The organism is Paracidovorax valerianellae (genome assembly GCF_900102625.1).
In the GTDB taxonomy this organism is placed as follows: Bacteria; Pseudomonadota; Gammaproteobacteria; order Burkholderiales; family Burkholderiaceae_C; genus Paracidovorax; species Paracidovorax valerianellae.
Genome location: NZ_FMZC01000006.1, coordinates 24,989 through 51,251, shown reverse-complemented (window position 1 = coordinate 51,251; position 26,263 = coordinate 24,989). Strand labels below are relative to the sequence as shown.

The window sequence follows — 26,263 nt, the reverse complement described above, 5'->3', positions numbered from 1 at the left end:
CGAAAGGACGAGGGATCACTGCAGCACTGCGATTTCAACGCCACCTTCCCACATGGCGCGACGGCTTGTATGCCCTGGCGCTCGGTGCCGCCGTCGCGCTGTGCGGCACGGCCTTTGCCGCGACGCCGGTGCCGCAGGGCCCGCTCGTGTCCACCGACTGGCTGGCGCAGAACCTGGACAACGCCAAGGTCCGCGTGATCGAGGTCAGCGTGAATCCCGGGCTGTACGAGCGCAGCCACGTGCCGGGTGCGGTCAACTTCTCGTGGCACTCGGACCTGAACGACAAGGTGCGCCGCGACATCGTGGGCAAGGAGGCTTTCGAAGCGCTGCTGTCCAAGGCTGGCGTGGCGCCGGACACTACGGTGGTGCTCTACGGGGACACCAGCAACTGGTTCGCCGCTTGGGGCGCGTGGGTGTTCGACATCTATGGCGTCAAGGATGTGAAGCTGCTGGACGGCGGCCGCAAGAAATGGGAGGCCGAAAACCGGCCCCTGAACAACCGCGTGCCCGAGCCGGTCGCCACCGCCTACCGGGTCGGCACGGTCAACACGCATCTGCGCGCCCGCTTGACCGATGCGCTGGCCGTGGCGGAAGGGCGCAGCGATGCGCGTCTGGTGGACATCCGCTCGGCGGACGAATACAGCGGCAAGGTTTTCGCGCCGGCAGGCGTGCCAGAACTGTCGGTGCGCGCCGGCCACATTCCGGGCGCGGCCAACGTGCCATGGGGGCAGGCCGTGCGGGAAGACGGCACCTTCAAGCCGGCCGAAGAACTGAAAAAGCTCTATGCCGCCGCAGGCATCGACGGCAGCAAGCCGGTCATCACGTACTGCCGCATCGGCGAGCGATCCAGCCACACCTGGTTCGCGCTGAGCAAGATTTTGGGATACGAGGTGCGCAATTACGACGGGTCGTGGACCGAATACGGCAATGCCGTGGGCGTGCCCATCACCAATCCGGCCGGCACCTTGTGGGCCGCCAAGTAGGGCGGGGCCGACGCGAGCCAGTTTGTCAGTAGGGGGTCTCTTTTCAAGCCCGCCGCGTGCGGGCTTTTTTTTGTCCGGAATGTTCTAACGCCAGAAAGGTGCCGACCCATGCCTGTTGCAGGAATCGTTTCATGGCTGCTGCTGGCCGCGTTGGGCGCTGGCGCGTATGCGCTGCATGCCCAGCCGGGCGGGCGCACGCTGGGTTTTGCGCTGGTGGTGGGCGGCGTGCTCGGCGGGGTGCTGCAGCGCTCGCGCTTTTGCTTCTACTGCCACGCCCGCGACTGGTTCGCCGGTGGCAATCCGCGCGGCCTGCTGGCGCTGCTGCTCGCATTGGCCGTTGGCAGCGTGGGCTACACGGTGGTGCTGGGCAGCTGGATGCCGGTGCCCGTCGCGGGCCAGTTGCCTGCGGACATGCACATCGGCCCGGTGAGTGGCGCGCTGGTGGCGGCAGGCCTGGCCTTCGGCGCCGGGATGGCGGTGTCGGGCTCTTGCATCAGCGCGCACTGGTACCGCCTGGCGGAGGGCTCGCCAGTAGCGCCGTTTGCGCTGCTGGGGTCGGCGCTGGGATTCGTTCTGGGCTTTCACACCTGGAACCCGCTCTACAGCGCCAGTGTGGCCGGCGCGCCGGTCGTGTGGCTGCCCGCGCACCTGGGCTATGGCGGTGCGCTGGCGCTGCAACTGGTCGTGCTCGCTGCCATCGCCGCGTGGCTCTGGCGCGGCTTCGCGCGCGAGACCGCCGAAAGCCACGAACGCGCAGACGCTGGCCAGCGGAACGATGCCGCCGCCAAACCGCCAGGTGTTCCGACCCTGCGCGAGGCATGGCGGCGACTGTGGACCGGCCGCTGGCCTTACTGGACGGGCGGGCTGGCCGTGGGGCTCATCGGCGCCTTCGTGATCGTGCGGATGCGCCCGCTGGGCGTGACGGCCACGTTGGGAAGCGCGGCGCGCTCCCTCGCGCAGGGTCAGGGATGGATTCCCGATCGGCTCGATGGGCTGGACGGTCTGGCGGGCTGTGCCACTGCCGTGCAGGCGGCCTGGCTCACGCCGAACGCGATGCTGATCGCCGGGTTGGTGGCCGGTGCCTTCGTCGCGGCGCTGGCCAGCCGGCAGTTCGCACCGCGCTGGCCCACAGCGCGCGACGCGGCGCGTGGGCTGGGCGGGGGCGTGCTGCTGGGATGGGGGGCGATGACCGGGCTCGGGTGCACCATCGGCACGCTGCTGTCCGGCGGCATGGCCGGGGCGTTGTCGGGCTGGGTGTTCGGAGCGGCGGTGTTTGTGGCGGTATGGGCGGGGGTCAGGTTGCAGGCTTGGCGGGTTGCCCGTGCCGTTCGCTGAGTTTTCAAGCCTTTTCGGCCGCCAGCGCAATGTTCACTAGGGAGAGGACTATTAAATTGATAGCAAACTGGAAAGGGTGGCGATGAGTCGGGGTAAGCGCCACCGGTGCGTTGCGGCGCCGTCCGACACCAGAGAGCGTCTTGGCTGACGGAGTCGCGCCTGCGGTCGAGCCACCATCGCTGGGTCGCCCGCGCCGCGGGCCCGAACCAGGACCAGGGAGCCCATGGCATCCAAAGACAAAGCCGCCGACGTGGCCGTGAGTGAGAAGGAAGAAAAGGCGCAGCGCGAGCTGTGCGTGCTGGGGCCGCATGGCGATCTGGAGCTGGCGTCCGTCACCATCGACGGCTACAGCCTGGAACTGCGCGATGGCGACGGTTTCGTCGGCGACAACGCCAGCCGCACCGCATTTCGCGAAATGCTCGATGCATGGCGCAAGCTCTTCACCGAAATGGCGGGCAAGGACCCTTTGGGCACCAAGCCCACGCGCGAAATCAGCAAGCAGCGGCTGGACGAACTGCTGGAAAAAGACGGCTCTGCCGCCCGCGCCATCGAGGCCGCCTCGGAAGACTACGCGCTGCAACTGGCCCACGTGGTGCAGTGCTTTCTCAAGCACAAGACCTGGCGCGGCGTGAAGCGCGTGATCATCGGCGGGGGCTTCCACCAGAGCGAGGTCGGCGAACGCGCCATTGCCCGCGCGGCCGAAATCCTCAAGAAAGAAAAGACATCCATCGAACTGCGCACGCTGCACCACCATGCGGACGAGGGTGGTTTGATCGGCTGGGTGCATCTGGCGCCGCCCGCGCTGCTGCAAAGCTACGACGCGATCCTGGCAGTGGACATCGGCGGCACCAACGTGCGCTGCGGCATCGTGCAAACCCACCTGCACAGCGCCCCAGACATGTCCAAGGCCGAGGTGGTGATCCGCGAGAAATGGGGCCATGCCGACGACGCCCCGAAGCGCGACGAACTGGTCGAGGGCATCGCGGAAATGCTGGAAGACCTGCTCGGTTATGCCGAGAAGAAGAACATCCGCCTCGCACCCTACGTGGGCGTGGCCTGCCCGGGCCTGGTCTGCGAAGACGGCTCGCTGGCGGGCGGCACGCAGAACCTGCCGGGCAACTGGGAGAGCATCCGCTTTCACCTGCCGCGCGACCTGTGCGAGCGCCTGCCCTACATCGGCCAGGGCCGCACGCAGGTCTGCCTGCACAACGATGCGGTGGTCCAGGGGCTGTCGGAGTTGCCTTTCACCACCGACGTGAAGCACTGGGCCGTGCTCACCGTGGGCACGGGCCTCGGCAACGCCAGTTACACCAATCGCCAGGGCGCCTGACGGCCTTGTGGGGGCCTGCCGGCCTCACTTCGCGGGTTGAGGGGCAGATGCCACCGCGCTGTGCCGGGCGGGCAGCGCGGCCCCGGTGGAGACGCCGGGCCGTCCAATGGCGCACGCCGCGCCCCGGCATGCCCCGAAACCTATAATCGACGTCCCCAGCCTCGCCGGCCCACACGTGCCTTCACGTGCGTTCACTTGCGTTGAGGCACCTCGGCACCCCACCAGATCCCAAGATGAGCCAGCCCACTTCCAGCGTCGCAGACATTCGCAAGACCTTCCTCGACTTCTTTGCATCGAAGGGCCACACCGTCGTTCCGTCGAGCCCGCTCGTGCCGGGCAACGACCCGACGCTGATGTTCACGAACTCGGGCATGGTGCAGTTCAAGGACGTGTTCCTGGGCACCGACAAGCGGCCCTACCAGCGCGCCACCTCCGTCCAGGCCTGCCTGCGGGCCGGCGGCAAGCACAACGACCTGGAAAACGTGGGCTACACCGCACGCCACCACACGTTCTTCGAAATGCTGGGCAACTGGAGCTTCGGCGACTACTTCAAGCGCGAATCGCTGAAGTGGGCCTGGGAACTGCTCACCGAGGTCTACAAGCTGCCCGCAGACCGCCTGTTGGCCACCGTCTATGAAGAGGACGACGAGGCCTACGACATCTGGACCAAGGAAATCGGCCTGCCGCCCGAGCGCGTGATCCGCATCGGCGACAACAAGGGTGGCCGCTACAAGTCCGACAACTTCTGGATGATGGCCGATACCGGCCCCTGCGGCCCCTGCAGCGAAATCTTCTACGACCACGGTCCTGAAATCCCGGGCGGCCCGCCCGGCAGCCCGGACGAGGACGGCGACCGGTTCATCGAAATCTGGAACAACGTGTTCATGCAGTTCGACATGGCCGAGGACGGCTCCGTCAAGCCGCTGCCTGCACCGTGCGTGGACACCGGCATGGGCCTGGAGCGGCTGGCCGCCATCCTGCAGCACGTGCACAGCAACTACCAGATCGATCTGTTCGATGCCCTCATCAAGGCCGCTGGCCGCGAGACGCACACGGCCGACCTGAACAACCCGTCGCTCAAGGTGATCGCCGACCACATCCGCGCGACCTCGTTCCTGATCGTCGATGGCGTGCTGCCGAGCAACGAAGGCCGCGGCTATGTCGAGCGCCGCATCGTGCGCCGCGCCATCCGCCACGGCTACAAGCTGGGCCAGAAGACGCCGTTCTTCCACAAGCTGGTCAAGGACCTGGCGGAGCAGATGGGCGACGCCTATCCCAAGCTGCGCGAGCAGGAACAGCGCATCACCGAAGTGCTGAAAGCCGAGGAAGAGCGCTTCTTCGAGACGCTGGCCAACGGCATGGAAATTCTGGATGCCTCCCTGTCCGGCGGTGCCACCGTGCTGCCCGGCGACGTGGCCTTCAAGCTGCACGACACCTACGGCTTTCCGCTCGACCTCTCGGCCGACGTGTGCCGAGAGCGCGGTGTGACCGTCGATGAGGCGGGCTTCGCCGCCGCCATGGACAAGCAGAAAGCCCAGGCCCGCGCGGCGGGCAAGTTCAAGATGGACCGGGCGCTCGACTACACGGGCGATGTGAACCGCTTCACCGGCTATGAGCAACTGGCGGAAAGCGCCAAGATCACCGCCATCTATGTGGACGGCGTGAGCGCCGCAGCCCTGCGCACGGGGCAAGAAGGCGTCGTGGTGCTGGACACCACGCCTTTCTATGCCGAAAGCGGCGGCCAGGTGGGCGATCAGGGCCTGATCAGCAGCGGCTCGGCCCGCTTCGCGGTGGACGACACGCTCAAGATCCGGGCCGACGTGTACGGCCACCACGGCCGTCTGGACGCCGGTACGCTGAACGTGGGCGATACCGTCACGGCCGAAGTGGACACGGCCCTGCGCGCCGCCACCATGCGCAACCATTCGGTCACTCACCTGATGCACAAGGCCCTGCGCGAAGTGCTGGGCAGCCATGTGCAGCAAAAGGGCTCGCTGGTGAACGCAGAGCGCACGCGTTTCGACTTCGCGCATGGCGCCCCGGTGACCGATGCGCAGATCCGCGAGATCGAGCGCCGCGTGAACGAAGAGATCCTCGCCAACACCGCGACCGGTGCGAAGGTGATGGACATCGAATCGGCCCAGAAGACCGGCGCCATGATGCTGTTCGGCGAAAAGTACGGCGAAAACGTGCGGGTGCTGGACATCGGCTCCAGTCGCGAACTGTGCGGCGGCACGCACGTGGCGCGCACCGGCGACATCGGCCTGTTCAAGGTCGTGGCCGAAGGCGGCGTGGCGGCGGGGGTGCGCCGCATTGAAGCCGTGACCGGCAGCAATGCGCTGGCCTACCTGCAGCAACTGGAAGACACCGTCACCCGCGCGGCCAGCGTGCTCAAGGCGCCGGTGACCGAGCTGACCGGCCGCATCGGCCAGGCGCTGGACCAGGTGAAGGTGCTGGAGCGTGAAGTGGCGGCCCTCAAGGGCAAGCTCGCATCCGCGCAGGGCGACGAAATGCTGTCCCAGGCCGTGGACATCAAGGGCGTGAAGCTGCTCGCGGCCCAGCTGCCGGGCGCGGACGCCAAGACGCTGCGCGACACCATGGACAAGCTCAAGGACAAGCTCAAGTCCGCCGTGATCGTGCTGGCCGCCGCAGATGGCGACAAGGTGCAATTGGCCGCAGGCGTCACTGCGGACAGCGTAGGCAAGGTCAAGGCCGGCGAGCTGGTCAACTTCGTGGCCCAGCAGGTCGGCGGCAAGGGCGGCGGCAAGGCCGACATGGCCATGGCCGGCGGCACCAATGCGGCGGCGCTGCCTGTGGCGCTCGCTTCGGTGCAAGCGTGGGTGGCTGAACGCCTCTGACCTGAGTTCACCCGGTTCGCAGAAAGGCCGGTCAGCCCATGGGGGTTGACCGGCCTTTTTGTTGGGTGCGCGCGTTGTTTGCTACCGCACAAGCAGCCCGGCTTGCACCCTGCCGCCTGCCTGGCTGATTGCTCGCTACTGGAGCCTAGAACAGTTCCACGTCGTCGTTGGCGACCTTGGTGTGCAGATGGCCCTGGTCAATCAATTCGTCGTAGTAGCAGACGCGGTTGCGGCCGTTTTCCTTGGCGAAGTACAGCGCCTGATCGGCCTGGCCCAGGATTTCGACCGGCGCGCCGCGCTCGGTGCACACGAAGCCCAGGCTCACGGTCACCTGGCCCACCTGGGGAAAGTCATATTCCTGCACGGCCAGGCGGAACCGGTTGAACACCTTGTGCGCGGTGGAAAGGGTGGTCGAACGCAGCAGCACCACGAACTCTTCGCCGCCGAAACGGAAGATGCGGTCATGGCTGCGGAACGACGAGCGCAGGATGTTGGCGATCAGGATCAGCACTTCGTCGCCGTACAGGTGCCCGAACCGGTCGTTGACCTGCTTGAAATGGTCGATGTCCACCACCGCCAGCCACTGCTGCAGCGGCTCGCTCGTGTCGGCGCTTTCGCCCTCCGCCAGCATCTCGGCCGCAGCGGCGATGCGCACGCTGCCCGACACGCCGGCGCGGCGGGCGAACTGCTCGTCGAAGGTCTTGCGGTTGAACAGCCCCGTGAGCGCATCGCGCTCGCTGTAATCGAGCAGGCTCTGGTAATTTTGGTAGACGTAGAAAACGCTCTGGATCACGTCCAGCTTGTGGGCCGAGAATGCGCGCGTCTGCGTGACTTCGATGCACGCGTGCACCTCGTCGTGCATCCAGACGGGCATCCACAGCGTGTGCTCGCCCTTGCGTCGCGATTGCAGGGCGCTGCGCTCCTTTTGAACGATGCACGCGTTCAACGCGGCATATTCTGTGAGGAGTTCACGCCTCGGGTCGGCGGCGGCTTCGGAATTGGTCGAAACCATCTGGCCCTGGTCGCACCAGGTGCGTGGCCGCACATAAGCCACGCCGTTGTCGCTGAAAATTTCCAGCGCGCGCACCGCCTTGATCGAAGGCAGTTTCTGCAGCGTGGAGAGCACCGACACCTCCAAACGCAAGTGGTCGCGGTGGCCGGTCATTTCGACCAGGTTGTCGAGAATGGGCTTCATGGAGGCGTCGGTTCTGCGGTCATGCGATCAATGCGATCAACTTCGGCGCACGAACACCACGTCCCACACGCCGTGCCCCAGGCGCAGGCCGCGGTTTTCGAACTTGGTGAGGGGGCGGTATTCCGGCTGCGGTGCGTAGCCGTCGGCGGTGTTGGCCAGTTGCGGCTCGGCCGACAGCACTTCGAGCATCTGCTCGGCATAGGGCTGCCAGTCGGTCGCGCAATGCAGGTAGCCGCCGGGCTTGAGCCGCGCGGCCAGCTTGGCCACCAGCGGCGGCTGGATCAGCCGGCGCTTGTTGTGCTTGGTCTTGTGCCAGGGATCGGGAAAGAAGATGTGCACGCCGTCCAGCGTGCCGGGCGGCACCATGTGGTCGATCACCTCGACCGCGTCGTGCTGCAGGATGCGGATGTTGGTCAGACCCTGCTCGCCGATGCGTTTGAGCAGCGCCCCCACACCGGGCTCGTGTACTTCGCAGCACAGGAAGTCGTCCTGGGGGCGCACGCTGGCGATGTGGGCCGTCGCTTCGCCCATGCCGAAACCGATCTCCAGCACCAGGGGCGCGGTGCGGCCGAACACGGCAGGGGCGTCGATGGGCTGGGGTGCGTAGTCCAGCACGAAGCGGGGACCCAGCTCTTCGAAGGCCTTGGCCTGCCCGGTGGTGGTGCGGCCAGCGCGGCGCACGTAGCTCTTGATGGTCTTGGGATAGGGAACGTCGGCGGGGGCTCCGCCGCCCGTGCGCGCGGCGCGCAGCTCGGGAAGATTCGTAGGGCCGGCATCGGCCAGGGGGAAGTGCGTTTCTGTCACGGTGAGCGATTGTAGATTCGGGACCACGCTTGCGCCCACAGCGCCAGCGCATCGCCGATGGGGGTGTCGTTTGGCCGCACCAGTGGCGGCAGTCCCAGAGTGTGTGCCGCAGCCGCCAGCGCCTTGACCGGCTCGCGCGTGTCCAGCGCCGGCGCGCCATGCTGCTTGGAGAGCTTGGCGCCATCGGCCGCGTACACGAGCGGCGTGTGCAGGTAGCGCGGGGTGGGCACCCCCAGCGCGTGCTGCAGCAGGATCTGGCGCGGCGTGTTGTCGGCGAGGTCTTCCCCTCGTACCACGTCGGTCACGCCCTGGTCTGCATCGTCCACGACGACAGCCAGCTGGTAGGCCCACAGACCGTCGGCCCGACGCAGAACGAAGTCACCGACGGCACGGTCTACGTCCTGCGCCTGAAGGCCCAGCCGGCGGTCCTCCCACACCACGCCTTCTGGCGATGCCGAAGGGGCTGCGCCACGTGCGCGAGGGGCACCACACGCCGGCAATTTTTTCTGAATTTCCGATGAACGGAATCGCCAAGATCGGGCCATCCGGCCCTGCAGTCCGGCGCGGCAGGTGCCGGGGTAGGGCAGCTCGACGTTGGGTTGGCGCACATGGCCCAGCCGGGCTTGGGCCTGTGCGATATCGCTGCGGGAACAGGCGCAGGGATAGGCCTGGTCCTGTGCCAACAGCCCGTCCAGCGCCTGCTGGTACAGCCCCCCGCGCCGCGACTGCCATTGCACGTCGCCGTCCGGCACCAGGCCGCAATCGGCCAATTGCGAAAGAATCACCGCGTCGGCACCGGGCGCGCAGCGCGGTGTATCGACGTCTTCGATGCGCACCAGCCACTGTCCGCCGTTCGCACCGGGCGCCGAGCGCGCGTCCAGCCAGCTGGCCAGCGCCGCGACCAGCGAGCCCGCATGCAGCGGGCCCGTGGGCGACGGCGCGAAACGGCCGACGTAGCGGGGCGGCGAGCCAGGTGTCATGCCACCGCGAGCGCGAGTTCCAGTCCGGACACGAAGGCGTCTTCCAGCCGATGGCCCAGGCACCAGTCGCCGCACAGGCCGATGCCGGCGGCGGCATCCCACAGGTGCGTGCGGCCCAGGGGGGCCAGGGTCTGCGCGTAACGCCAGCGGCAGACCTGCGCGTGGGCGGGCTCGGCGCGAATGCCGGTCACTTCGGAGAACGCCTTCATGAGCTTGGCCTGCACGCGCGCTTCGTCGTCTTCCAGATGTTCCTGCGACCAAGTTGGGCTGGCCTGCACCGTCCAGCGCTCGACCGGGCCGCGGCCGGGTTTGGAGGATTCGCGCGCCAACCAGGCGATGCGGTGGTGCGTGCTGCGGGCGGCGTTCCACTGAGGGCCCAAGGTGGTCAGGCCTGGGCGCACGGCCTGCGGAAACGCCAGCATGAGGGTCCAGCAGGGCGCGATGGTCACGCCGGCCAGCGGCTTGTGCAGCGATGGGGCCGCGTCGGTGCCCGAAGCTTGCAGCAGCGCCAGCGCGGGTACCGAAGGCTGGGCCAGCAGCACGGCATCGAAGCCGGCATGCACTTGCGTGCCGCCGTCGGAGGATTCGGTGCGCAATTGCCAGCGGCTGCCGTCCAGGGCGTCGCGCTCGATGCGGGTGACGCGCTGGCCGGTGTGCAGGCGGCCGGCCTGCGAAAGGGGGCGCGCCCACGCATCCACCAGCGATTGCATGCCCGGGCTGGCAACCCAGTGCGGCTCGCCCGGCGGGGGCGCTGCAGCGGCCACGCGGCCTGCGGCGTCCAGCACGCGCACGGTGTTGGCGCTCCACGGCCGGCACAGGCCGGGCACGGTCTCCAGCGCCTTGGTGAAGCGCGCGTCGCGCACCGTGAAATATTGGGCGCCGGCATCGAAGCTGCCGAAGGCCGTGTCCAGCGTGGTCGTGCGCCCGCCGGCATGCGGCGACTTCTCGAACACGGTGACCTCATGGCCCGCCTGGACCAGGGTGCGGGCGCACACGATGCCCGCCATGCCGGCGCCGATGACGGCGAAGCGGCGCGTGGACGGCGGCGGGAGAGGGGCTGGGGCAGGGGAAGGGTTTTCGGCGGAGGAGCTGCGTCGCAGCCGTTGCTTGGATCGTTGGGCAGGTGATGGCATGGGCCGGGCCTTTCGGAAGCGAAGTTCAGGAGCAGGAAAACAAGGCCCACTCTACACGCGCGGCCGTTCGCCGCGTGGCTCCAGCGGCTAGAAATGATGATGGTTTTCGAGCAGTGCCTTGCGGGTGGCAGGGCTTTGCAGCTGCGAAAGCCACCATTGCAGCGCTCGCCCCGGTGCGCTGTGGCCCGGGCCTCCCCAGACGTAGTGCACCGGCACGCTGCGCGCGGCCCGTGCCACTTTGCGGGTCACCAGCCGCCCGGCCTCCAGATACGGGCGCGCCATGGGCTCGGGGAGAAAACCGCCGCCCAGGCCCCTCAACTGCGCCTGCAGCTTGGCCTGCATGCTGTCCACAGTGAACACATCCTGGCCGCCGAGCAGGCCCATGGTGACGCTGCCGCGCTGGGCGGAGTCGGCCACGGCCACCGCACGGTGCGCGCGCAGCACGGAATCGGTGATGGGCTCTGGCGCTTCGGCCAGTGGATGGTGGGGCGCGATGGCGTACAGAAAATCCAGGTGTCCCATCTCGATCTGCTGCAGCCCCGACACGTTGGAGCCGTTCACGGCCACGCCGATCGCAAGGTCCGCCCGGCCGGAGGTGAGCATTTCCAGCGTGCCCGACAGAATGCCGGTGCGCAGCTTGAGCCGCGTGGGCGGCTGCAGTGCGTAGAACGCCTCGGTCAGTTCGAGCAAGGTGGTGGGGGAGATGATGCCGTCTACGCTGAGGGTCAGCTGTGGCTCCCAGCCGGTCGCGACACGGCGCACCCGGTTCGCCACGGCGTCCACCTCTTCCAGAAGCCGGGCGCCTTCGCGCAGCAGTTCGGAGCCGGCCTCGGTCGGGCGCGCCTGGCGTGCGCTGCGGTCGAACAGCAGTACGTCGAGCGCGTCCTCGATCTGGCGCACCCGGTAGGTAAGGGCGCTGGGCACCAGCCCCAGCCGCCGCGCTGCCGCGGCGAAGCTGCCGGTGTCGGCGATCACCTGCAGCATGTCCAGGCTGTCTGGAGTGAGCGCATCGCGGGCGTTTTGCATGATGAAGGGCTGAGAGTTCAAACGTTTTGAATGATGCCTTCAATCGGATTGGCTACGCAAGCGCAGCACTGCTTCTACAGTCCTTCCATCGAAGGAGCGAGCCCCCATGCTGACCGTCCGTAAATCACAAGACCGTGGCCATGCCGACCATGGCTGGCTGCAGTCGAACCACAGCTTTTCCTTCGCCGGCTATTACGACCCCCGCTACATGGGCTACGGCAGCCTGCGCGTCATCAACGAAGACCGCATCGCCCCAGGCACCGGTTTCGGCTCCCACAGCCATCGCGACATGGAAATCCTGAGCTACGTGCTCTCTGGCGAACTGGGGCACAAGGACAGCCTGGGCAACACGCAGGGCATTCCGCCCGGCGACGTGCAGCGCATGAGTGCCGGTACCGGCGTGACGCACAGCGAGTTCAACCATGCCGAAGGGCAATGCACGCACTTCCTGCAGATCTGGCTGCAGCCCGACACCCGGGGCATCGCCCCCGAGTACGAGCAGAAGACTTTTTCCGAATCCGAAAAGCGTGGCGTGCTGCGGCTGCTGGCTTCGCCCTGCGGCGAGTGCGGCTCGCTCACCGTGCATGCGGATGCCCGGCTTTACGCCGGCCTGTTCGACGGCGCAGAAGCCGCGACGCTGGCCCTGCCGGCCGACCGCAAAGCCTATGTGCACGTGGTGCGGGGCGCCATCGAGGTCAATCACCGCGCGCTGGCCACGGGCGATGCGGCATTCGCCGAACAGGAACCCCTGCTGGCTTTCGAGCGCGGCACGCAGGCCGAGGTGCTGGTGTTCGATCTGGCGGCCTGACCGGTTTAGCGGCCCCATTTTTCCTGGCGTTATTTCCATTTTTTCGTTCCGTCCAACCCTGAATCTCGAGGAGTTCTCCATGACCAAAATTGCAGTCGTCTTTCATTCCGGTTACGGCCACACCCAGCGCCTGGCCCAGGCCGTGGCCGAAGGCGCCAACGCCCAGCTCGTCGCGATCGACGCGGACGGCAACCTGCCCGAAGGCGGCTGGGAAACCCTGCAAGAGGCCGATGCCATCCTGTTCGGCACTCCCACGTACATGGGCGGCCCGAGCTGGCAGTTCAAGAAATTCGCCGATGCCTCGTCCAAGGCCTGGTTCGGCCGCGGCTGGCAGGACAAGGTGTTCGGCGGCTTCACCAACAGCGCCAGCCTGAACGGCGACAAGCAGGTCACGCTGATCTATCTGCAGACGCTGGCTTCGCAGCACGGCGGCATCTGGGTGAGCCTGGGCCTGCTGCCCAGCAACTCCAAGGCCGCCACGCGCAACGACCTCAACAATCTGGGTGGCTCGGTCGGCGCACTGGCCCAGTCCCCCTCCGATGCCAGCGTGCAGGAAATGCTCCAGGGCGACCTGGACACCGGCCGTTCGTACGGCGCCCGCGTGGCCGAGATTGCGAAGCGCCTGCGCGGCTGATAGATTGGCCGGCCATTCCTTGACCCCTTCCCTTTGACTGGAGCCTTCCCCATGACCCTGGAACTGCGGCGCATTGCCGGCGCCCCGCTCGCACACACCTTGTCGGTGCGCGACCATCAGATGGTCGTGGATGGAACGGCTGCCGAAGGCGGGGACGACACCGGCCCCAATCCGCACGACCTGTACGACGCCGCGCTCGGCGCCTGCAAGGCGCTCACCGTGCTCTGGTACGCGCGCCGCAAGGGCATGGCGGTGGACGACGTGCGCACGGTGATCGACCGCGATGCCTCGGCCGAGCGCGCCGGCACCTATCGCCTGGCGGCCCGGCTGCAGGTGAGCGGCGACCTCACCGACGCGCAGATCGAAGAGCTGGAGGCCGTGGCCGCCAAGTGCCCGGTGCACAAGCTGATGACCAGCGTCACCACCGAAATCACGACCGCCGTGGAGCGCATGCCATGAGCGGGCTGCTGATCCTCAAAGGCCACGACAAGGACCTGGGCGGCGGGTTCACGGTGCGGCGTTTGCTGCCCTCGCTGCAGCGGCGCTCGATCGGACCGTTTCTGTTCTTCGACCATTTCGGTCCCGTGACGGTGGAGCCAGCTTCGGAATACGACGTGCGGCCACATCCGCACATCGGGCTGGCCACGGTCACCTACCTGTTCGACGGGGCCATCCTGCACCGGGACAGCCTGGGTTCGCTGCAAGAGATCGCGCCCGGCGCCATCAACTGGATGACGTCCGGCCGCGGCATCGTGCATTCCGAACGGCGGCCGGAAACCCTGCGCGAGCGCAGCTATGTCAACCACGGCATCCAGTTGTGGGCAGCATTGCCCCTCGCCCACGAAGAAGACGAGCCCAGCTTCGTGCACACGCCTGCCGCCGACATTCCCGAGTTTTCGCGGGACGGCGCCACGGTGCGGGTGCTGATCGGCGAGGCGTTCGGCCACACGTCGCCGGTCGCGACGCTGTCGCCCACGCTGTATCTGGACGTCCAGTTGGAAGCGGGCGCGGAGCTGGTGCTGCCGGCGCTGGCGCAAGAGATCGCGGTCTATGCCGTGGACGGCGACCTGCTTCTGGATGGCGAACCATTCGCGGCCCATACCCTGGCCGCGCTGGAGGCGGGCGCTGGCGCCGTGCTGCGCGCGACGCACCGGGCGGTGCGGCTGATGGTGATCGGCGGCGACGTGCTGGATGCACCGCGCCACATGTGGTGGAACTTTATTTCCAGCCGCAAGGAGCGCATCGTGCAGGCGGCCGACGCTTGGGAAGCCCAGCGCATGGGACACGTTCCCGGCGAGACCGAGTGGATTCCGCTGCCGGAGCGGCGCTTCAAATCCTGAAAGACCGGATATTGAGCGAAATCTGCCTTGCGCCCTAGGGAATCAAGCGCTGGCAGCTCACTTTTTAATAGCGTCTGCGGCCATGGGTGTGGTCGCCAGGTCGCTGGACAACACCCGGCGCTCGTCGAAGACGAAGCAGCCGCCGTGGTAATGCGCACCGTCGGTTTCCTCGAAGTATTTGAGGATGCCGCCTTCCAGCTGGTAGACGTTTTCGATGCCTTCCTCACGCATCAGGATGGCGGCCTTTTCGCAGCGGATGCCGCCGGTGCAGAAGCTCACCACCGTCTTGCCCGCCAGCTCGGCCTTGTGTTCGCGCAGTGCGGGAGGAAATTCGGTGAACTTGTCGATGCGCCAGTCGATGGCGTTGTCGAACGTGCCTTCGTCCACCTCGAAGGCGTTGCGCGTGTCGAGCGTGACGACCGGGCGGCCCGCGTCGTCGTGTCCCTGGGCCAGCCACCGGCGCAGCGTGGGCGCATCGACCGCTGGCGCGCGGCCGCTGGACGGGCGGATGGTGGGGTGGTCCATGCGGATGATCTCGCGCTTGACCTTCACCAGCATCTTGCGAAACGGCTGCGTGGCCGACCAGCTTTCCTTGGGCGTCAGGGCCTCGAATCGCGAGTCTGCCTTCAACTCGGCGATGAAGCCGCGCACGGCCGGCGCCGGGCCTGCCAGGAACAGGTTGATGCCTTCTTCGGCCAGAAGAATGGTGCCTTTGAGCTGCGCGGCCTCGGCGCGCGCGTGCAGCAGATCGCGCAGGTCGCTGGCGTCCGGCAGCGGGACGAACAGGTAGCAGGAAATGTTCAGGACGTCGTTCACGGTGGAGTCGGGCATGGCGTGGCAGGCCGGCTGGCCAGCGGTGTGGCCCCGGCGTTCGGCTAACTGGCGGGCGTGAGCAGCGCGGTATCGATCTTGTTGGCCAACTGGGCAATGGCCAGCGCCGCGGGGCAGCCGGGCATCTGCATCAGCAGCAACTGGCGGCGCATGACGGCATCGCGCACCGACGTGTCGGCTGGAATGTCGCCCATGTGCAGCAGCCGCATCGAGCGGCCGGATTCGGTGCTCACGAAGCGGTCCAGCACCTGCTGCAGCTGGCTGGTGATGGCGCGGCCGTCACCGGGCCGCGCGGCCTGGTTGACCACCATGCGCACGTGCTGGCGTTTTTGCTGGGTGGCCAGCACCTTGATCGCCGCGTAGGCGTCGGTGAGGGAGGTGGGTTCCGGCGTGGCGACGATCAGCACTTCGGACGCCAGCGACACCGAGAACAGCACCACATCGGAAATGCCGGCGCCCGTGTCGAGCAGGATCACGTCGAAGCGGGGGGCCAGCGTCTGGATGACGTTCAGGAATTCGCTGCGCACCTCGGGGGTGAGTCGCGAATATTCGACCATGCCGGAGCCGGCCAGCACGACCGAAAAGCCGCCGGGCGCATCGATCACGGCGTCGTCCAGGTCGGCCTTGCCGGTGAACACGTCGTGCAGCGTGACCTTGGGGTGCAGGTTGAGCACCACATCCAGGTTGGCCAGGCCCAGGTCGGCGTCCAGCACGAGCACGCGGTGGCCGCGGCGGGTGAGGGCGGCCGCCAGATTGGCGGAAACGAAAGTCTTGCCCACGCCGCCTTTGCCGCTGGTGATGGCGATGATGCGTGCGCCAGGCGGCGTCGGACTGGTAGGGCGCGCAGGCATGTTCGGGCCGGCGGGAGTAGTGGGTTGCGGGGACAGCGCGTCGGTCATCTCTGGGCTTTCAATAGGCGCTGCCTGTGGAATCCATGGGCGGGGGCAGATCGCCCCATCCCGACGGAGTGTATAGCGGGCCGAAAAGCAGGCTCTTCTCTTCGGCGCTCACGGTGCTGTCGGGTTGCTCTTCGATGCTGACGCGGTTGCGGCCGGCCATTTTGGCTTTGTAGAGCTGGCTGTCGGCGCGCTCGCTCCAGAGCAGCGTGGTGCTGCGGATCCATTGCAGGGCGAAGGCGCCGCCCACGCTGACCGTGACGTTCAATTCCACCGAGGGCGAAATGCGCACCGGCGTGCGCTCGATGGCGCGGCGGATGCGCTCCGCCACCACGCGGCCGAAGCCCGCTTGGCAGGCCGGAAGCACCACCGCGAACTCTTCGCCGCCGTAGCGCGCCAAGGTGTCCATGGGGCGCACGCAGCCGTTCAGGGTGCGCGCCACCGACTGCAGCACGATGTCGCCGGCCAGGTGGCCGTAGGTGTCGTTGACCCGCTTGAAGTTGTCGATGTCGAGCATGAGCAGCAGCGCAGCTTCGCCGGCGCGGGTGACGCGGTCGATCTCGCGCTCCAGCACAGTGCGGAAGTGGCGGCGGTTGGCCAGCCCGGTGAGGGGGTCCTTGAGCGACAGCTCGCACAGGCCGTCGATCAAGCCCTGCAGGTAGTGCAGCGGCGTGTCGGAGGGCAAAGCGGCTTCGGAGCCGGCGGCCTGGGCCACCAGCGCATGCGCCGTGGTCAGGCGCAGGTCGCGCAGGTTCACGAATTGAGGGGTCGCAGATTCAGTCACAAAATGCAACAAACAGTGTTCACCGAGTGTAGCAGCGGGGGCCGGTTTTAAGGCTTGCTATCCGGTTCATTCCGTTAATTGTTGCAACACTGCCAGCGTTTGCGCGTCGGTGCGGTACAGCGCAAGGTCCGGCCCTTCTTCCAGCAGCCCGGCGCGGCGGAGCACCTGCTCCACCGGCAACTTGATGCCGCTCACGTGCAGCTTGCCTCCGCGCGAGGCCGCCAGCGTGCGCAGCCGGGCGAAGGTTTCCACGCCCGTCACGTCGATGCGGTTGATGGGCTGGGCGAACAGGCACAGGTGCCGAATCTCCGGGTGCGCGGCCCAGTGCTCGGCGATGCGGCGCTCCAGCGCCGCGGCCGAGGCGAAGTCCAGCTCGGCATCCATGCGCAGCGCGAACAGTCCGGGGGCGATCGGCGGCAGCAGCCACAGGTGGCGGTCGCGCAGGCTGCCATCCGGGTGCGGGGCGACTTCGATGATGCGCGGATGCAGCCGCTGGTAAAGAAAATGACCCAGGTTTAGCACCAGGCCAACCAGCACGCCCCAGTACATGCGCGGCGCCGTCGCCAGGGTGAGGGCGAAGGTGACTCCGCCGATCACCGCCTCGACCTTCGACACGCGCCACAGCCGCAGCAACGTGCCCGGCTTGATCAGGCTGGTGACGGCCGTCACCACCACGGCGGCCAGCACCGAATGGGGCACGTGGTACAGCGCCGGGGTCAGCCACAGCAGCACCGCCAGGACGAGGGCCAGCGCAAAGATGGTGGCCCATCCGCTCTTGGCGCCCGCATAGAGGTTGATGGCCGAGCGCGAGAACGACGCGCTGGTGGCGAAGCTGCCGCACAGGCCGGAACTCATCTTGGCCAGGCCGTGCGCGATGAGGTCCTGGTTTTCGTTCCAGCGCGTGCCGCCCTGCTGGTGCTCGACCTTGGCGCTGGAAGCCGTCTCTAGAAAGCTCACCAGGGTGACGACCAGCACGGGCAGCACGAGTGCGCCGAACTCGTCCCACGACAGCCAGCCGGGCCAGTACGGCTGGGGCAGGCCGGCGGGCAGATGCCCGACCACCGCGCCATCGCGATCGGCGTAGCCGATGGTCCAGCTCAACAGGGCTGCCAGCCCGACGATGACGATGGCCGCCGGAAAGGTCGCCCGCCAGCGCCGCGCCGCCATCAGCAGGGCCAGGCTGCCCAGGCCGAAGCCGGCCGCCGTCAGGTCGAAATGGTGCAGCGACGGCGATACGGCCAACGCGTTCCAAGTGGTGCGCAACCCCAGCAAATCCGGCAATTGCGACGCCAGGATCAGCAGGGCCGCCGCCTGGGTGAATCCATTGAGCACGGGCGAGGTGACCAGATTGAGCAGCCAGCCGAAGCGAACGACCCCCAGCATCATCTGCAGCAAACCCGACAGCAGCGCCATCCAGGCGGCCAGCGCCACCCAGTGCGCGCTGCCGGGTTCGGCGAGACCGGTGAGCGAGGCGCCGATGAGCAGGCTGGTCAAGGCGGTCGGCCCGACGCCCAGGCGCGTGGACGAACTCCAGAGCACCGCGATCAGCGCCGGGATCAGCGAGGCGTAGATGCCGGTGATGACGGGCATGCCCGCCAGCGCGGCATAGGCGACGCCTTGCGGAACCAGCATGAGCCCGACCGTCATCCCTGCCCAGAACTCCCCCTTGAGCAAATGGCGGTCTGGCCGGGGCCAGGCCAAAAAGGGAAACCATCGGGATAGAGACTGCAGGCGCATCCCGCGATTGTCGCGCGGCGAGGGCAGGGCAAGCGCGTTTGCGGCTGCGTTGTCCTACGCGAGCTTCGGCGCGTTCCCACCGGGCCCGCGCGAGCGCAAATTTAGAGTGCTGTTCATATCCCACATTCCCGCAAGGAGGTACCCCATGAGCGATCTGAACCCAACCACTCCCTCCCATCGCCTGCTGGGCATCCTCTCCGCCACGGTGCTGGCGCTCGGCTTGGCGGCCTGCGACAAATCCGATGACCGCACGGTGGGTCAGCAGCTCGACTCCGCCGTTGCCAAGAGCGGGCAGGTCGCCTCCGACGCCCAGCGCAAGATGGAAGCCGCCGCGAACGAAGCCGGCGACGCCACCCGCCAGGCAGCCGAGCGCGCCGCTGCGGTCATGGACGATGCCGGCATCACCGCCAAGGTTTCCGCCGGACTGGCCCAGGATTCTGAACTCAGCGCCGTCAAGATCGACGTGGACACCCGCAACGGCATCGTCACGCTGAACGGCCCGGTCAAGACCAAGCAGGCCAGCGAGCGCGCCACGCAGATCGCGCAGGGTGTGCAGGGCGTCAACTCTGTCGTCAACCAGCTTATGGTTTCCAGCGCTGGATAACGCCTGACAGCGCCCGATATCGCCCGATAGAGCGCAATCGCCCGGTCTCCGCGGCCTGCAGGCCGATGCTATCGGGCGCTACCATGGCGGCATGACTTCACCTGCCGATCTCGTTACCCGACTCGTTCACCACGACTACGCTCCGCCTGCAGGCTTCGTCGCACCGCAGCCGGCGGTGTACAAAGCTTCTACGGTGATCTTCCCCAACGTGGCCGCCATGCGCGCGCGCGAGTGGAAGGACAAGACCAGCTACACCTACGGCCTGCACGGCACGCCCACCACCTACCAGTTGGAAGAGCGCCTTTGCGAGCTCGAAGGCGGCAAGCAATGCCTGCTGGTGCCGAGCGGATTGGCCGCGATCGCCAACGTGGCGCTGGCCGTGCTGCGCTCGGGCGATGAGGTGCTGATTCCCGACAACGCCTATGGCCCCAACAAGGCGCTGGCCGAGGCCGAACTGGCGCAGTTCGGCATCCGCCATGTGCTGTACGACCCCATGGATCCCGCCGACCTCGCCGCCAAGATCACCCCGGCCACGCGCCTTGTGTGGCTGGAGGCGCCGGGTTCCGTGACGCTGGAGTTTCCCGACCTGGTGGAGCAGGTGCGTCTGTGCCGTGCCCGGGGCGTACTTTGCGCCCTGGACAACACCTGGGGCGCAGGGTTGGCCTTCAAGCCGTTCGATTTGCTGGGCGACGGGCAGTGCGGCGTGGACATTTCCGTGCATGCCCTCACCAAGTACCCCAGTGGCGGAGGCGACGTGCTGATGGGCAGCATCGTCACGCGCGACCAGGGCCTGCACCTGCGCATCAAGCTGTGCCACATGCGGCTGGGCCTGGGTGTAGGGGCGAACGACGTCGAATCGGTGCTGCGCTCGCTGCCGAGCATCGAACTGCGCTACCGCGCGCACGATGTCACGGCGCGTGCGCTGGCGCAGTGGCTGGGCACGCAGCCTGCGGTAGCCCAGGTGCTGCACCCGGCGCTGGCCGAATCGCCCGGCCACGCGCACTGGCGCGCGCTGTGCGCGGCGGACGGCGGGGAGGGCGCGGCGGCAGGATTGCTCAGCGTGGTGATCGACGCGCGCCACTCGCAGGTGCAAGTGGATGCGTTTTGCGACCGCCTGCAGTATTTCAAGCTGGGCTACAGCTGGGGCGGTCCGATGAGCCTGGTGGTGCCCTACGAGCTGTCCAGCATGCGCAGCCGTGCGACACCGCACCTGGTGCCGGGCACCGTCGTCCGGTTCTCGATCGGGCTGGAAGCCGAAGCCGATCTTCGCCGCGATCTCGCCCAGGCTCTGGCGCATGCCTTTCCCGATGCCTGACGGTTCGCTGGTTCCTGCCACGCGCCCCATTCGGCGCGCTGGCCCGGATACCGTGCGCCGCAGGGGCATGCTGTTACATTGACCGCTTCAATTCAGGAAGGTACTACCTTGGCAACACCCAACTACGGATACGAAAAGCGCCAGCGCGAGCTCGCCAAGAAGAAGAAAAAGGAAGAAAAGGCACAAGCCAAGACGCACCGCAAGGACGACCCGCGGGAAGGCTTCAGCCAGGACAACGGCCAGCCCGGCGCTCCCCTAGCCGACGGCAACGGCGGCCCCGGTCCTGCGGCTTGATCGCTTTGGTCTAGAAGCCCTCGCCAGGAAGACCGCTCAGGCCTCACTGCCAGCCCAGGCCGCTTGCACCGCGAGCCAGGGCCTTGGGCCTTGCCGGCCCATCGCTTCGCCAGCCGTCAGCGCAGCAGCTTGCGCAGTTCGGGCCACACGTTGGCCAGCATGGTCGGGTGGGCTTCGGCCTTCGGGTGGATGCGGTCGGCCTGGAACAGTGCGGTAGGGTCTGGCACATCGGCCACGCCCTTGAGCAGGAAGGGCACCAGCGCCGATTGGGTGTCTTTGGCCACGCTGTCGAAAGTGTCGGCAAACCGCTTCGAATAGTCGGCGCCGTAATTGGGGGGCACCTGCATGCCCACGATCAAAACCTTCGCCCCCGACTGCTTGGCCGCCTGTGCCATCGCCTTCAAATTGTCGGCCGTGTTCTTCAACGGCAGCCCGCGCAGGGCATCGTTGCCGCCCAGTTCGATCACGACATGGCTGGGTTTGTGCTGAGTGAGCAGGGCGGGCAGCCTGGAGCGGCCCCCCGAGGTGGTGTCGCCGCTCACGCTGGCGTTCACGACCGTAGCGTCGATCTTTTCTTCGGCCAGCTGTTTTTCCAGCAGCGCCACCCAGCCCTTGCCGCGGGCCAGGCCGTACTCGGCGCTCAGCGAATCGCCCACCACGAGAATGACCGGCTTGCGGGCCGATGCGGCCATGGCGGCCGGGGCGCAAAGCCCTGCTGCCGCGACGGCCGCGATGGCCGAGATAAAGTCACGCCGGACCCACAGATTTCGATTCACAGCAAAGCACCTTTCATGTCGGAAACTTCTTCCCTGCCAGCCCACCCCACCATCATCGCCGTGGAGCACGTGCACAAGTCGGTGACGGATTCGACCGGCACCCTCGACATTCTGCGGGATATCGATTTCCGCCTGGCCGCCAGGGAAACCGCCGCCATCGTGGGTGCTTCGGGCTCGGGCAAGAGCACGCTGCTGTCGATCATCGCCGGGCTGGACACCCCCACGCGCGGCACCGTTCGGCTGGACGGGCAGGACCTTTTCGCCATCGATGAAGACGATCGCGCCGCGCTGCGGGCGCAAAAGGTCGGCTTCGTGTTCCAGAGCTTTCAGCTCATGGGCAACCTCACCGCGCTGGAAAACGTGATGCTGCCGCTGGAGCTGGCCAACCGCCGCGATGCGCGCAAGCTGGCCGCGGACATGCTGGGGCGCGTGGGGCTGGGGCAGCGCCTGTCGCATTACCCCAAAGTGCTGTCGGGCGGCGAGCAGCAGCGGGTGGCGCTGGCGCGGGCCTTCGTGGTGGAGCCGGCCGTGCTGCTGGCCGATGAGCCCACGGGCAGCCTGGACTTCGCCACGGGCGAAACCATCATGCAACTGATGTTCGAGTTGAACCGCGAGCAGGGCACCACGCTCGTGCTCGTCACGCACGACCGCGGCATCGCTGCCCAGTGCGAGCGGCGCATCACCATCGACGCGGGGCGCGTTTCCGAGGGCTGACTGACGCTTGATGGGCAGTGTCGGGGAGGCGCTTCAATGCCTTTTCAGGCTTGCACCGCCGTATTCATTGCCTTCATTGCTATTGAATTAGTAGCAAATCGATGATGGCTGCTGGGCGCCGATAATCCCCGCATGTCCAGCCCCAAAGTCCTCTTCGGCTTTCACGCCGTGGGCGTGCGCCTGAAGACCGCGCCGCAATCCATCATCGAGATCTATTACGAGGTCACGCGGCGCGACGCGCGCATGCGCCAGTTTCTCGACCGCGCCAACGCCGCCGGCGCGCGCCTCATCGAAGCCGACAGCGCCCGCATCGCCAAGCTGGCCGGCAGCCAGGGCCACCAGGGTGTGGCGGCGCGGGTCGAACCCATCGCCCTTGCCACGTCGCTCGACGAGTTGCTCGAAGACCTGGAAGCCTCCGGCGTCGCCCAGCCTCTGATCCTCGTGCTGGACGGCGTGACCGATCCGCACAACCTGGGCGCCTGCCTGCGGGTGGCCGACGGTGCCGGCGCACAAGCCGTCATCGCGCCCAAGGACCATGCCGTGGGCCTGAACGCCACCGTGGCCAAGGTGGCCAGCGGTGCCGCAGAGACCGTGCCGTACTTCATGGTGACCAACCTGGCGCGCACGTTGAACGAATTGAAGGAGCGCAACATCTGGTGCATCGGCACCAGCGACGATGCGCCCAAGACCATCTACCAGGTCGACCTGAAAGGCCCCGTGGCCCTGGTGCTGGGCGCCGAAGGCGACGGCATGCGGCAGTTGACCCGCAAAACCTGCGACGAACTGGTGTCCATTCCCATGAAGGGCGGGGTGGAGAGCCTGAACGTCTCCGTGGCCAGCGGCGTGTGCCTGTACGAGGCATTGCGCCAGCGCAGCCTCTAAACCACCATGCCGGGCGATCCGCATAGGCCCAAGGACGCTCCCAACCCTGCGCCGCAGAGTGTGCCGCCGGGCACGGCGGCGCAGGCCGCCCTCCAGATCGCCACCGCGTGGGTCGCCGCTGCGCAGCGCATTGCGGTGCTGACCGGTGCAGGGGTGAGCGCCGAATCGGGCGTGCCCACGTTCCGCGATGCGCAGACCGGGCTGTGGGCGCAATACCGGCCCGAGGACATGGCCAACGAAGCGGGCTTTCGCGCCCACCCGGGCCGCGTCTGGGATTGGTATGAACACCGCCGCGCGCTGCTCCATGGCGTGCAGCCCAACGCCGGCCACCGGGCGCTGGCCGACTTTGCCCGGCGCCACCCTGGCCGCCTCACGCTCATCACGCAGAACGTGGACGGGCTGCATCGGCTGGCCGGCAGCGAAGGCGTGCTGTGCCTGCATGGCGACCTGCAGGGCAACCAGTGGCTGGACGAGTCGCGTGCCTGCTGCGATCTGAGCGCGGCCACGCCCGGCTCGCCACCGCGCTGCGCCACGTGCGGCAACCTGGTGCGTCCTGCCGTGGTGTGGTTTGGCGAATCGCTTCCTATGGATGTACTCGCCCAGGCCGAGGAGGCCGCCAGCGCCTGCGATCTCATGCTGGTGGTGGGCACGGCGGGTGCCGTGTACCCGGCCGCAGGCCTGGCGCATATGGCGCGGCGGGTGGGGGCGCGGGTGGTTGTGGTCAACCCGTCGCCCAGCGAACTGGATGGCATTGCACATGCGGTGCTGCGCGGTCCTTCGGCCCGAATCTTGCCCCTGCTGCTGGACGGGGATCGGTCCGCAGGCGACACCGGCGCCGCGGCAGCACCGCGATAATCGCGCGGTCTTCAGGGCGGGGTGGAATTCCCCACCGGCGGTAGGCGGTGCGGGAGGTCTCCCCGCGCTGCGAGCCCGCGAGCGCTCCGCATTCCCTCTGGGATGCGGAGGTCAGCAGACCCAGTGCGACGCGGCCGAAAGCAAACCGTTTTCAGCCCGTTCAGTCTGGGGCCGACGGTCACAGTCCGGATGAAAGAAGATGGGCCCCTCCGCCAGGCGGGGCCTCGTGCCTGCGTGCGCCCGGTCAGCCGGTGCCGTGCGCGGGTGCTTCTTGCATGCATGCCTTGAGGCGTTTCCTTATCCCCCAGGAGCGTTTCATGAACACCGCTGTTTTTTCCGTTTCCCCGTCTTTTCCCGAATCCCTTGCGCCAGCGCCGCAGGCCGTCGATCACGGCGTGCAACTGGCACCCATGGCCGAGGTGATCGCCGCGATCGCCGCCGGCCGACCCGTGCTGGTCATGGACGATGCCGACCGCGAGAACGAGGCCGACCTCATCTGCGCGGCCGACAACCTGACCGAGGCCACCATGGCCCTGATGATCCGCGAGGGCAGCGGCATCGTGTGCCTGTGCCTCACGCCCGGCCATGCGGGCGCGCTGGGCTTGCGGCCCATGGTGGAGGTGAACCGCTCGTCGTTCGCCACCGCATTCACCCAGTCCATCGAGGCGGCGCACGGCGTCAGCACCGGCGTGTCGGCCGCCGACCGGGTGCAGACCATCCGCTGCGCCCTGCAGGTGCCCGCACCGGGCGAGTCGCCGCAGATCGTCAGCCCGGGCCATGTGTTCCCCCTGGTGGCGCGCGCTGGCGGCGTGCTGGAGCGCACCGGTCACACCGAATCGGCCGTGGACCTGGCGCGGCTTGCCGGCCGCGCACCGGCCGGCGTGCTGTGCGAGTTGATGAATCCGGACGGCAGCATGGCCCGCGGTGCCGACGTGGCGCGGTTCGCCGCGCTGCACGGCCTGCTGTGCACGACCGTGCAGGCGCTGGTTGCGCACCGGCGGGGCCTCGAAGACTCTGCCCGCCAGGAAGTGGCTAAGGCAGCGACAGCGCAAGCGCTCGGCGAGCCCGCCTGAAAACGGCATCGCAGGCAGCCGGCGGCCTTACTTAAAGAGCCGCTGGCGGCCGCGGTGTCAGAGCGTTTCCGGTTCCGTGCTGGCCTGGCTCAGCGATTCGAGCGCATCCGCGTCCAGCTTCAGGCTGGCGGCCTGCACCAGTTCCTGCAGTTGCTCCAGCGACGACGCGCTGGCGATCGGCGCGGTGATGCCGGGCTGCGCCATCTGCCAGGCGATCGCCACCTGGCCGGGCGTCACCTCATAGCGCTCAGCGACCTGGTCCAATTCGGCCAGGATGCGCAGGCCCCGGTCGTTCAGGTAGGTCTGCACCACCTTGGCGCCGCGCGGGCTTTTGTCCACGTCGTCTGCCGTGCGGTATTTGCCGGTGAGGAAGCCGGCAGCCAGGGCGTAGAAGTTGATCACGCCCACGCCCTTTTCCAGGCACAGCGGGCGCAGCTCTTTCTCGAACACCGCACGGTCGTACAGGTTGTACAGCGGCTGCAGGCTTTCGTAGCGCGGCAGGCCCAGGCGCTCGCTGGTGGCCAGGGCTTCGCCCAGGCGCTGCGCGGTGTGGTTGGAGGCCCCGATCGCGCGCACCTTGCCCTCGCGGATCAGGTCGGCATAGGTGCCCAGGGTTTCTTCCAGCGGCGTGCTGGCGTCGTCGTCGTGGGACTGGTACAGGTCGATCACGTCGGTGTGCAGGCGGCGCAGCGAATCGTCCACCGCGCGGCGGATGTAGTCGCCGCCGAGGCCGACCTTGCCGTCGCCCATGTCCTTGCCGACCTTGGTGGCCAGCACGATGCGATCCCGTTTGCCGCTGCGTTTGAGCCACTGGCCGATCATGGCTTCGGACTCACCACCCATGTGGCCCGGCGCCCAGCGCGAATACACGTCCGCCGTGTCGATGAAGTTGAAGCCCGCGTCCACCCAGGCGTCGAGCAGGGAGAACGTGGTGGGCTCGTCCACCGTCCAGCCGAACACGTTGCCGCCGAAGCACAGCGGCGAAACCTGCAGGCCCGAGCGGCCGAGGGGGCGAAATTGCATGGAGTCTCCTTGGATTGCGAACAAGACAGGCCCGCCGAAAAGGCACGGGCCGC

Annotated in this window: 26 protein-coding genes and 1 riboswitch; of the genes, 15 read left to right on the top strand and 11 right to left on the bottom strand. The window is 67.6% G+C overall.

Annotated elements, in window-relative coordinates; translation table 11 throughout:
- Positions 1–65 precede the first annotated feature (65 nt).
- The 4 genes from BLT03_RS11420 (at position 66) to alaS (ending at position 6,506) form a co-directional block, all read left to right on the top strand.
- Positions 66–983: a sulfurtransferase gene (locus BLT03_RS11420; RefSeq protein WP_175537736.1), complete on the top strand. Its 918-nt coding sequence runs from the start codon at positions 66–68 to the stop codon at positions 981–983.
- Between the two features lie 108 nt (positions 984–1,091).
- Positions 1,092–2,318: a YeeE/YedE family protein gene (locus tag BLT03_RS11415; protein ID WP_092743704.1), complete on the top strand. Its 1,227-nt coding sequence runs from the start codon at positions 1,092–1,094 to the stop codon at positions 2,316–2,318.
- A 223-nt stretch (positions 2,319–2,541) separates the two neighbouring features.
- Positions 2,542–3,648 carry an ROK family protein gene (locus tag BLT03_RS11410; protein ID WP_092743702.1) on the top strand — a complete coding sequence of 369 codons (1,107 nt, stop codon included), beginning with the start codon at positions 2,542–2,544 and terminating at the stop codon, positions 3,646–3,648.
- A 233-nt stretch (positions 3,649–3,881) separates the two neighbouring features.
- Positions 3,882–6,506, top strand: coding sequence for an alanine--tRNA ligase (gene alaS, locus BLT03_RS11405; protein WP_092743700.1), 2,625 nt, complete (start codon positions 3,882–3,884; stop codon positions 6,504–6,506).
- 145 nt (positions 6,507–6,651) lie between these two features.
- Here alaS and BLT03_RS11400 read toward each other — a convergent pair whose 3' ends face one another.
- From BLT03_RS11400 to BLT03_RS11380, 5 genes are all read right to left on the bottom strand, one after another.
- A complete protein-coding gene (locus BLT03_RS11400) occupies positions 6,652–7,701 on the bottom strand; it encodes a GGDEF domain-containing protein (protein ID WP_092743698.1) in 1,050 nt (349 codons plus the stop codon).
- Positions 7,702–7,737: 36 nt separating this feature from the next.
- The gene (gene trmB / locus BLT03_RS11395; RefSeq protein WP_092743986.1) at positions 7,738–8,484 is read right to left on the bottom strand and encodes a tRNA (guanosine(46)-N7)-methyltransferase TrmB; all 747 of its coding nucleotides are present in this window, start codon (positions 8,482–8,484) and stop codon (positions 7,738–7,740) included.
- Between the two features lie 17 nt (positions 8,485–8,501).
- Entirely contained in the window at positions 8,502–9,485 is a 984-nt protein-coding gene (gene gluQRS / locus BLT03_RS11390) for a tRNA glutamyl-Q(34) synthetase GluQRS (RefSeq protein WP_092743696.1), read from the bottom strand.
- The gene (locus BLT03_RS11385; protein ID WP_092743694.1) at positions 9,482–10,618 is read right to left on the bottom strand and encodes an NAD(P)/FAD-dependent oxidoreductase; all 1,137 of its coding nucleotides are present in this window, start codon (positions 10,616–10,618) and stop codon (positions 9,482–9,484) included. The genes gluQRS and BLT03_RS11385 overlap by 4 nt, the downstream gene beginning before the upstream one ends.
- An 87-nt stretch (positions 10,619–10,705) precedes the next feature.
- Positions 10,706–11,644 (bottom strand): LysR family transcriptional regulator, encoded by a 939-nt coding sequence (locus BLT03_RS11380; RefSeq protein ID WP_092743984.1) that lies wholly within the window; start codon positions 11,642–11,644, stop codon positions 10,706–10,708.
- 106 nt (positions 11,645–11,750) lie between these two features.
- Here BLT03_RS11380 and BLT03_RS11375 point away from each other — a divergent pair, with 106 nt between their 5' ends.
- The 4 genes from BLT03_RS11375 (at position 11,751) to BLT03_RS11360 (ending at position 14,426) form a co-directional block, all read left to right on the top strand.
- Positions 11,751–12,452: a pirin family protein gene (locus tag BLT03_RS11375; RefSeq protein ID WP_092743692.1), complete on the top strand. Its 702-nt coding sequence runs from the start codon at positions 11,751–11,753 to the stop codon at positions 12,450–12,452.
- 79 nt (positions 12,453–12,531) lie between these two features.
- Entirely contained in the window at positions 12,532–13,086 is a 555-nt protein-coding gene (locus BLT03_RS11370; RefSeq protein WP_092743690.1) for a flavodoxin family protein, read from the top strand.
- 51 nt (positions 13,087–13,137) lie between these two features.
- Positions 13,138–13,545: an OsmC family protein gene (locus tag BLT03_RS11365; protein WP_092743688.1), complete on the top strand. Its 408-nt coding sequence runs from the start codon at positions 13,138–13,140 to the stop codon at positions 13,543–13,545.
- Entirely contained in the window at positions 13,542–14,426 is an 885-nt protein-coding gene (locus BLT03_RS11360) for a pirin family protein (protein WP_092743686.1), read from the top strand. The genes BLT03_RS11365 and BLT03_RS11360 overlap by 4 nt, the downstream gene beginning before the upstream one ends.
- A gap of 57 nt (positions 14,427–14,483) precedes the next feature.
- Here BLT03_RS11360 and BLT03_RS11355 read toward each other — a convergent pair whose 3' ends face one another.
- The 4 genes from BLT03_RS11355 to BLT03_RS11340 are packed head-to-tail and all read right to left on the bottom strand — an operon-like array spanning position 14,484 to position 18,674.
- Positions 14,484–15,257 carry a sulfurtransferase gene (locus tag BLT03_RS11355; RefSeq protein WP_092743684.1) on the bottom strand — a complete coding sequence of 258 codons (774 nt, stop codon included), beginning with the start codon at positions 15,255–15,257 and terminating at the stop codon, positions 14,484–14,486.
- 44 nt (positions 15,258–15,301) lie between these two features.
- The gene (locus BLT03_RS11350) at positions 15,302–16,156 is read right to left on the bottom strand and encodes a MinD/ParA family protein (protein WP_092743682.1); all 855 of its coding nucleotides are present in this window, start codon (positions 16,154–16,156) and stop codon (positions 15,302–15,304) included.
- Positions 16,157–16,166: 10 nt separating this feature from the next.
- On the bottom strand, positions 16,167–16,949 hold the full coding sequence (locus BLT03_RS11345) for a GGDEF domain-containing protein (protein ID WP_289623715.1): 783 nt from the start codon (positions 16,947–16,949) through the stop codon (positions 16,167–16,169).
- A 54-nt stretch (positions 16,950–17,003) separates the two neighbouring features.
- Positions 17,004–18,674: a SulP family inorganic anion transporter gene (locus BLT03_RS11340; RefSeq protein ID WP_092743678.1), complete on the bottom strand. Its 1,671-nt coding sequence runs from the start codon at positions 18,672–18,674 to the stop codon at positions 17,004–17,006.
- Between the two features lie 145 nt (positions 18,675–18,819).
- Between BLT03_RS11340 and BLT03_RS11335 the strand changes: the two genes are divergently transcribed.
- From BLT03_RS11335 to BLT03_RS11325, 3 genes are all read left to right on the top strand, one after another.
- Positions 18,820–19,278: a BON domain-containing protein gene (locus BLT03_RS11335; protein ID WP_092743676.1), complete on the top strand. Its 459-nt coding sequence runs from the start codon at positions 18,820–18,822 to the stop codon at positions 19,276–19,278.
- A gap of 91 nt (positions 19,279–19,369) precedes the next feature.
- Complete coding sequence (locus tag BLT03_RS11330; protein WP_092743674.1) at positions 19,370–20,593, top strand: PLP-dependent transferase; 1,224 nt, start codon at positions 19,370–19,372, stop codon at positions 20,591–20,593.
- Between the two features lie 108 nt (positions 20,594–20,701).
- The gene (locus BLT03_RS11325; protein WP_092743672.1) at positions 20,702–20,887 is read left to right on the top strand and encodes a hypothetical protein; all 186 of its coding nucleotides are present in this window, start codon (positions 20,702–20,704) and stop codon (positions 20,885–20,887) included.
- 116 nt (positions 20,888–21,003) lie between these two features.
- Here BLT03_RS11325 and BLT03_RS11320 read toward each other — a convergent pair whose 3' ends face one another.
- A complete protein-coding gene (locus BLT03_RS11320) occupies positions 21,004–21,663 on the bottom strand; it encodes an arylesterase (protein ID WP_434802350.1) in 660 nt (219 codons plus the stop codon).
- A gap of 15 nt (positions 21,664–21,678) precedes the next feature.
- Here BLT03_RS11320 and BLT03_RS11315 point away from each other — a divergent pair, with 15 nt between their 5' ends.
- The 4 genes from BLT03_RS11315 (at position 21,679) to ribB (ending at position 25,187) form a co-directional block, all read left to right on the top strand.
- Positions 21,679–22,377: an ABC transporter ATP-binding protein gene (locus BLT03_RS11315; RefSeq protein WP_092743668.1), complete on the top strand. Its 699-nt coding sequence runs from the start codon at positions 21,679–21,681 to the stop codon at positions 22,375–22,377.
- Between the two features lie 132 nt (positions 22,378–22,509).
- Positions 22,510–23,259, top strand: a complete 750-nt coding sequence (rlmB, locus tag BLT03_RS11310; RefSeq protein ID WP_092743666.1) for a 23S rRNA (guanosine(2251)-2'-O)-methyltransferase RlmB — start codon at positions 22,510–22,512, stop codon at positions 23,257–23,259.
- 6 nt (positions 23,260–23,265) lie between these two features.
- Entirely contained in the window at positions 23,266–24,114 is an 849-nt protein-coding gene (locus BLT03_RS11305; RefSeq protein WP_092743664.1) for an SIR2 family NAD-dependent protein deacylase, read from the top strand.
- 3 nt (positions 24,115–24,117) lie between these two features.
- Positions 24,118–24,319: riboswitch (FMN riboswitch) on the top strand.
- 112 nt (positions 24,320–24,431) lie between these two features.
- On the top strand, positions 24,432–25,187 hold the full coding sequence (ribB, locus tag BLT03_RS11300) for a 3,4-dihydroxy-2-butanone-4-phosphate synthase (protein WP_092743662.1): 756 nt from the start codon (positions 24,432–24,434) through the stop codon (positions 25,185–25,187).
- Between the two features lie 57 nt (positions 25,188–25,244).
- Here the strand turns inward: ribB and BLT03_RS11295 are convergent, their stop codons facing one another.
- A complete protein-coding gene (locus tag BLT03_RS11295; RefSeq protein ID WP_092743660.1) occupies positions 25,245–26,210 on the bottom strand; it encodes an aldo/keto reductase in 966 nt (321 codons plus the stop codon).
- Positions 26,211–26,263: the final 53 nt, after the last annotated feature.

What these genes read in the sequence shown, in the direction of transcription:
- BLT03_RS11375 (WP_092743692.1), top strand. Translation starts at nt 11,751, where the DNA reads ATGCTGACCGTCCGTAAATCACAAGACCGTGGCCATGCCGACCATGGC.
- alaS (WP_092743700.1), top strand. Translation starts at nt 3,882, where the DNA reads ATGAGCCAGCCCACTTCCAGCGTCGCAGACATTCGCAAGACCTTCCTC.
- BLT03_RS11385 (WP_092743694.1), bottom strand. Translation starts at nt 10,618, where the DNA reads ATGCCATCACCTGCCCAACGATCCAAGCAACGGCTGCGACGCAGCTCC.
- BLT03_RS11410 (WP_092743702.1), top strand. Translation starts at nt 2,542, where the DNA reads ATGGCATCCAAAGACAAAGCCGCCGACGTGGCCGTGAGTGAGAAGGAA.
- BLT03_RS11330 (WP_092743674.1), top strand. Translation starts at nt 19,370, where the DNA reads ATGACTTCACCTGCCGATCTCGTTACCCGACTCGTTCACCACGACTAC.
- rlmB (WP_092743666.1), top strand. Translation starts at nt 22,510, where the DNA reads ATGTCCAGCCCCAAAGTCCTCTTCGGCTTTCACGCCGTGGGCGTGCGC.
- BLT03_RS11355 (WP_092743684.1), bottom strand. Translation starts at nt 15,257, where the DNA reads ATGCCCGACTCCACCGTGAACGACGTCCTGAACATTTCCTGCTACCTG.
- BLT03_RS11335 (WP_092743676.1), top strand. Translation starts at nt 18,820, where the DNA reads ATGAGCGATCTGAACCCAACCACTCCCTCCCATCGCCTGCTGGGCATC.
- BLT03_RS11380 (WP_092743984.1), bottom strand. Translation starts at nt 11,644, where the DNA reads ATGCAAAACGCCCGCGATGCGCTCACTCCAGACAGCCTGGACATGCTG.
- BLT03_RS11400 (WP_092743698.1), bottom strand. Translation starts at nt 7,701, where the DNA reads ATGAAGCCCATTCTCGACAACCTGGTCGAAATGACCGGCCACCGCGAC.
- ribB (WP_092743662.1), top strand. Translation starts at nt 24,432, where the DNA reads ATGAACACCGCTGTTTTTTCCGTTTCCCCGTCTTTTCCCGAATCCCTT.
- BLT03_RS11315 (WP_092743668.1), top strand. Translation starts at nt 21,679, where the DNA reads ATGTCGGAAACTTCTTCCCTGCCAGCCCACCCCACCATCATCGCCGTG.
- BLT03_RS11295 (WP_092743660.1), bottom strand. Translation starts at nt 26,210, where the DNA reads ATGCAATTTCGCCCCCTCGGCCGCTCGGGCCTGCAGGTTTCGCCGCTG.
- BLT03_RS11350 (WP_092743682.1), bottom strand. Translation starts at nt 16,156, where the DNA reads ATGACCGACGCGCTGTCCCCGCAACCCACTACTCCCGCCGGCCCGAAC.
- gluQRS (WP_092743696.1), bottom strand. Translation starts at nt 9,485, where the DNA reads ATGACACCTGGCTCGCCGCCCCGCTACGTCGGCCGTTTCGCGCCGTCG.
- BLT03_RS11415 (WP_092743704.1), top strand. Translation starts at nt 1,092, where the DNA reads ATGCCTGTTGCAGGAATCGTTTCATGGCTGCTGCTGGCCGCGTTGGGC.
- BLT03_RS11365 (WP_092743688.1), top strand. Translation starts at nt 13,138, where the DNA reads ATGACCCTGGAACTGCGGCGCATTGCCGGCGCCCCGCTCGCACACACC.
- BLT03_RS11360 (WP_092743686.1), top strand. Translation starts at nt 13,542, where the DNA reads ATGAGCGGGCTGCTGATCCTCAAAGGCCACGACAAGGACCTGGGCGGC.
- BLT03_RS11370 (WP_092743690.1), top strand. Translation starts at nt 12,532, where the DNA reads ATGACCAAAATTGCAGTCGTCTTTCATTCCGGTTACGGCCACACCCAG.
- BLT03_RS11305 (WP_092743664.1), top strand. Translation starts at nt 23,266, where the DNA reads ATGCCGGGCGATCCGCATAGGCCCAAGGACGCTCCCAACCCTGCGCCG.
- BLT03_RS11340 (WP_092743678.1), bottom strand. Translation starts at nt 18,674, where the DNA reads ATGCGCCTGCAGTCTCTATCCCGATGGTTTCCCTTTTTGGCCTGGCCC.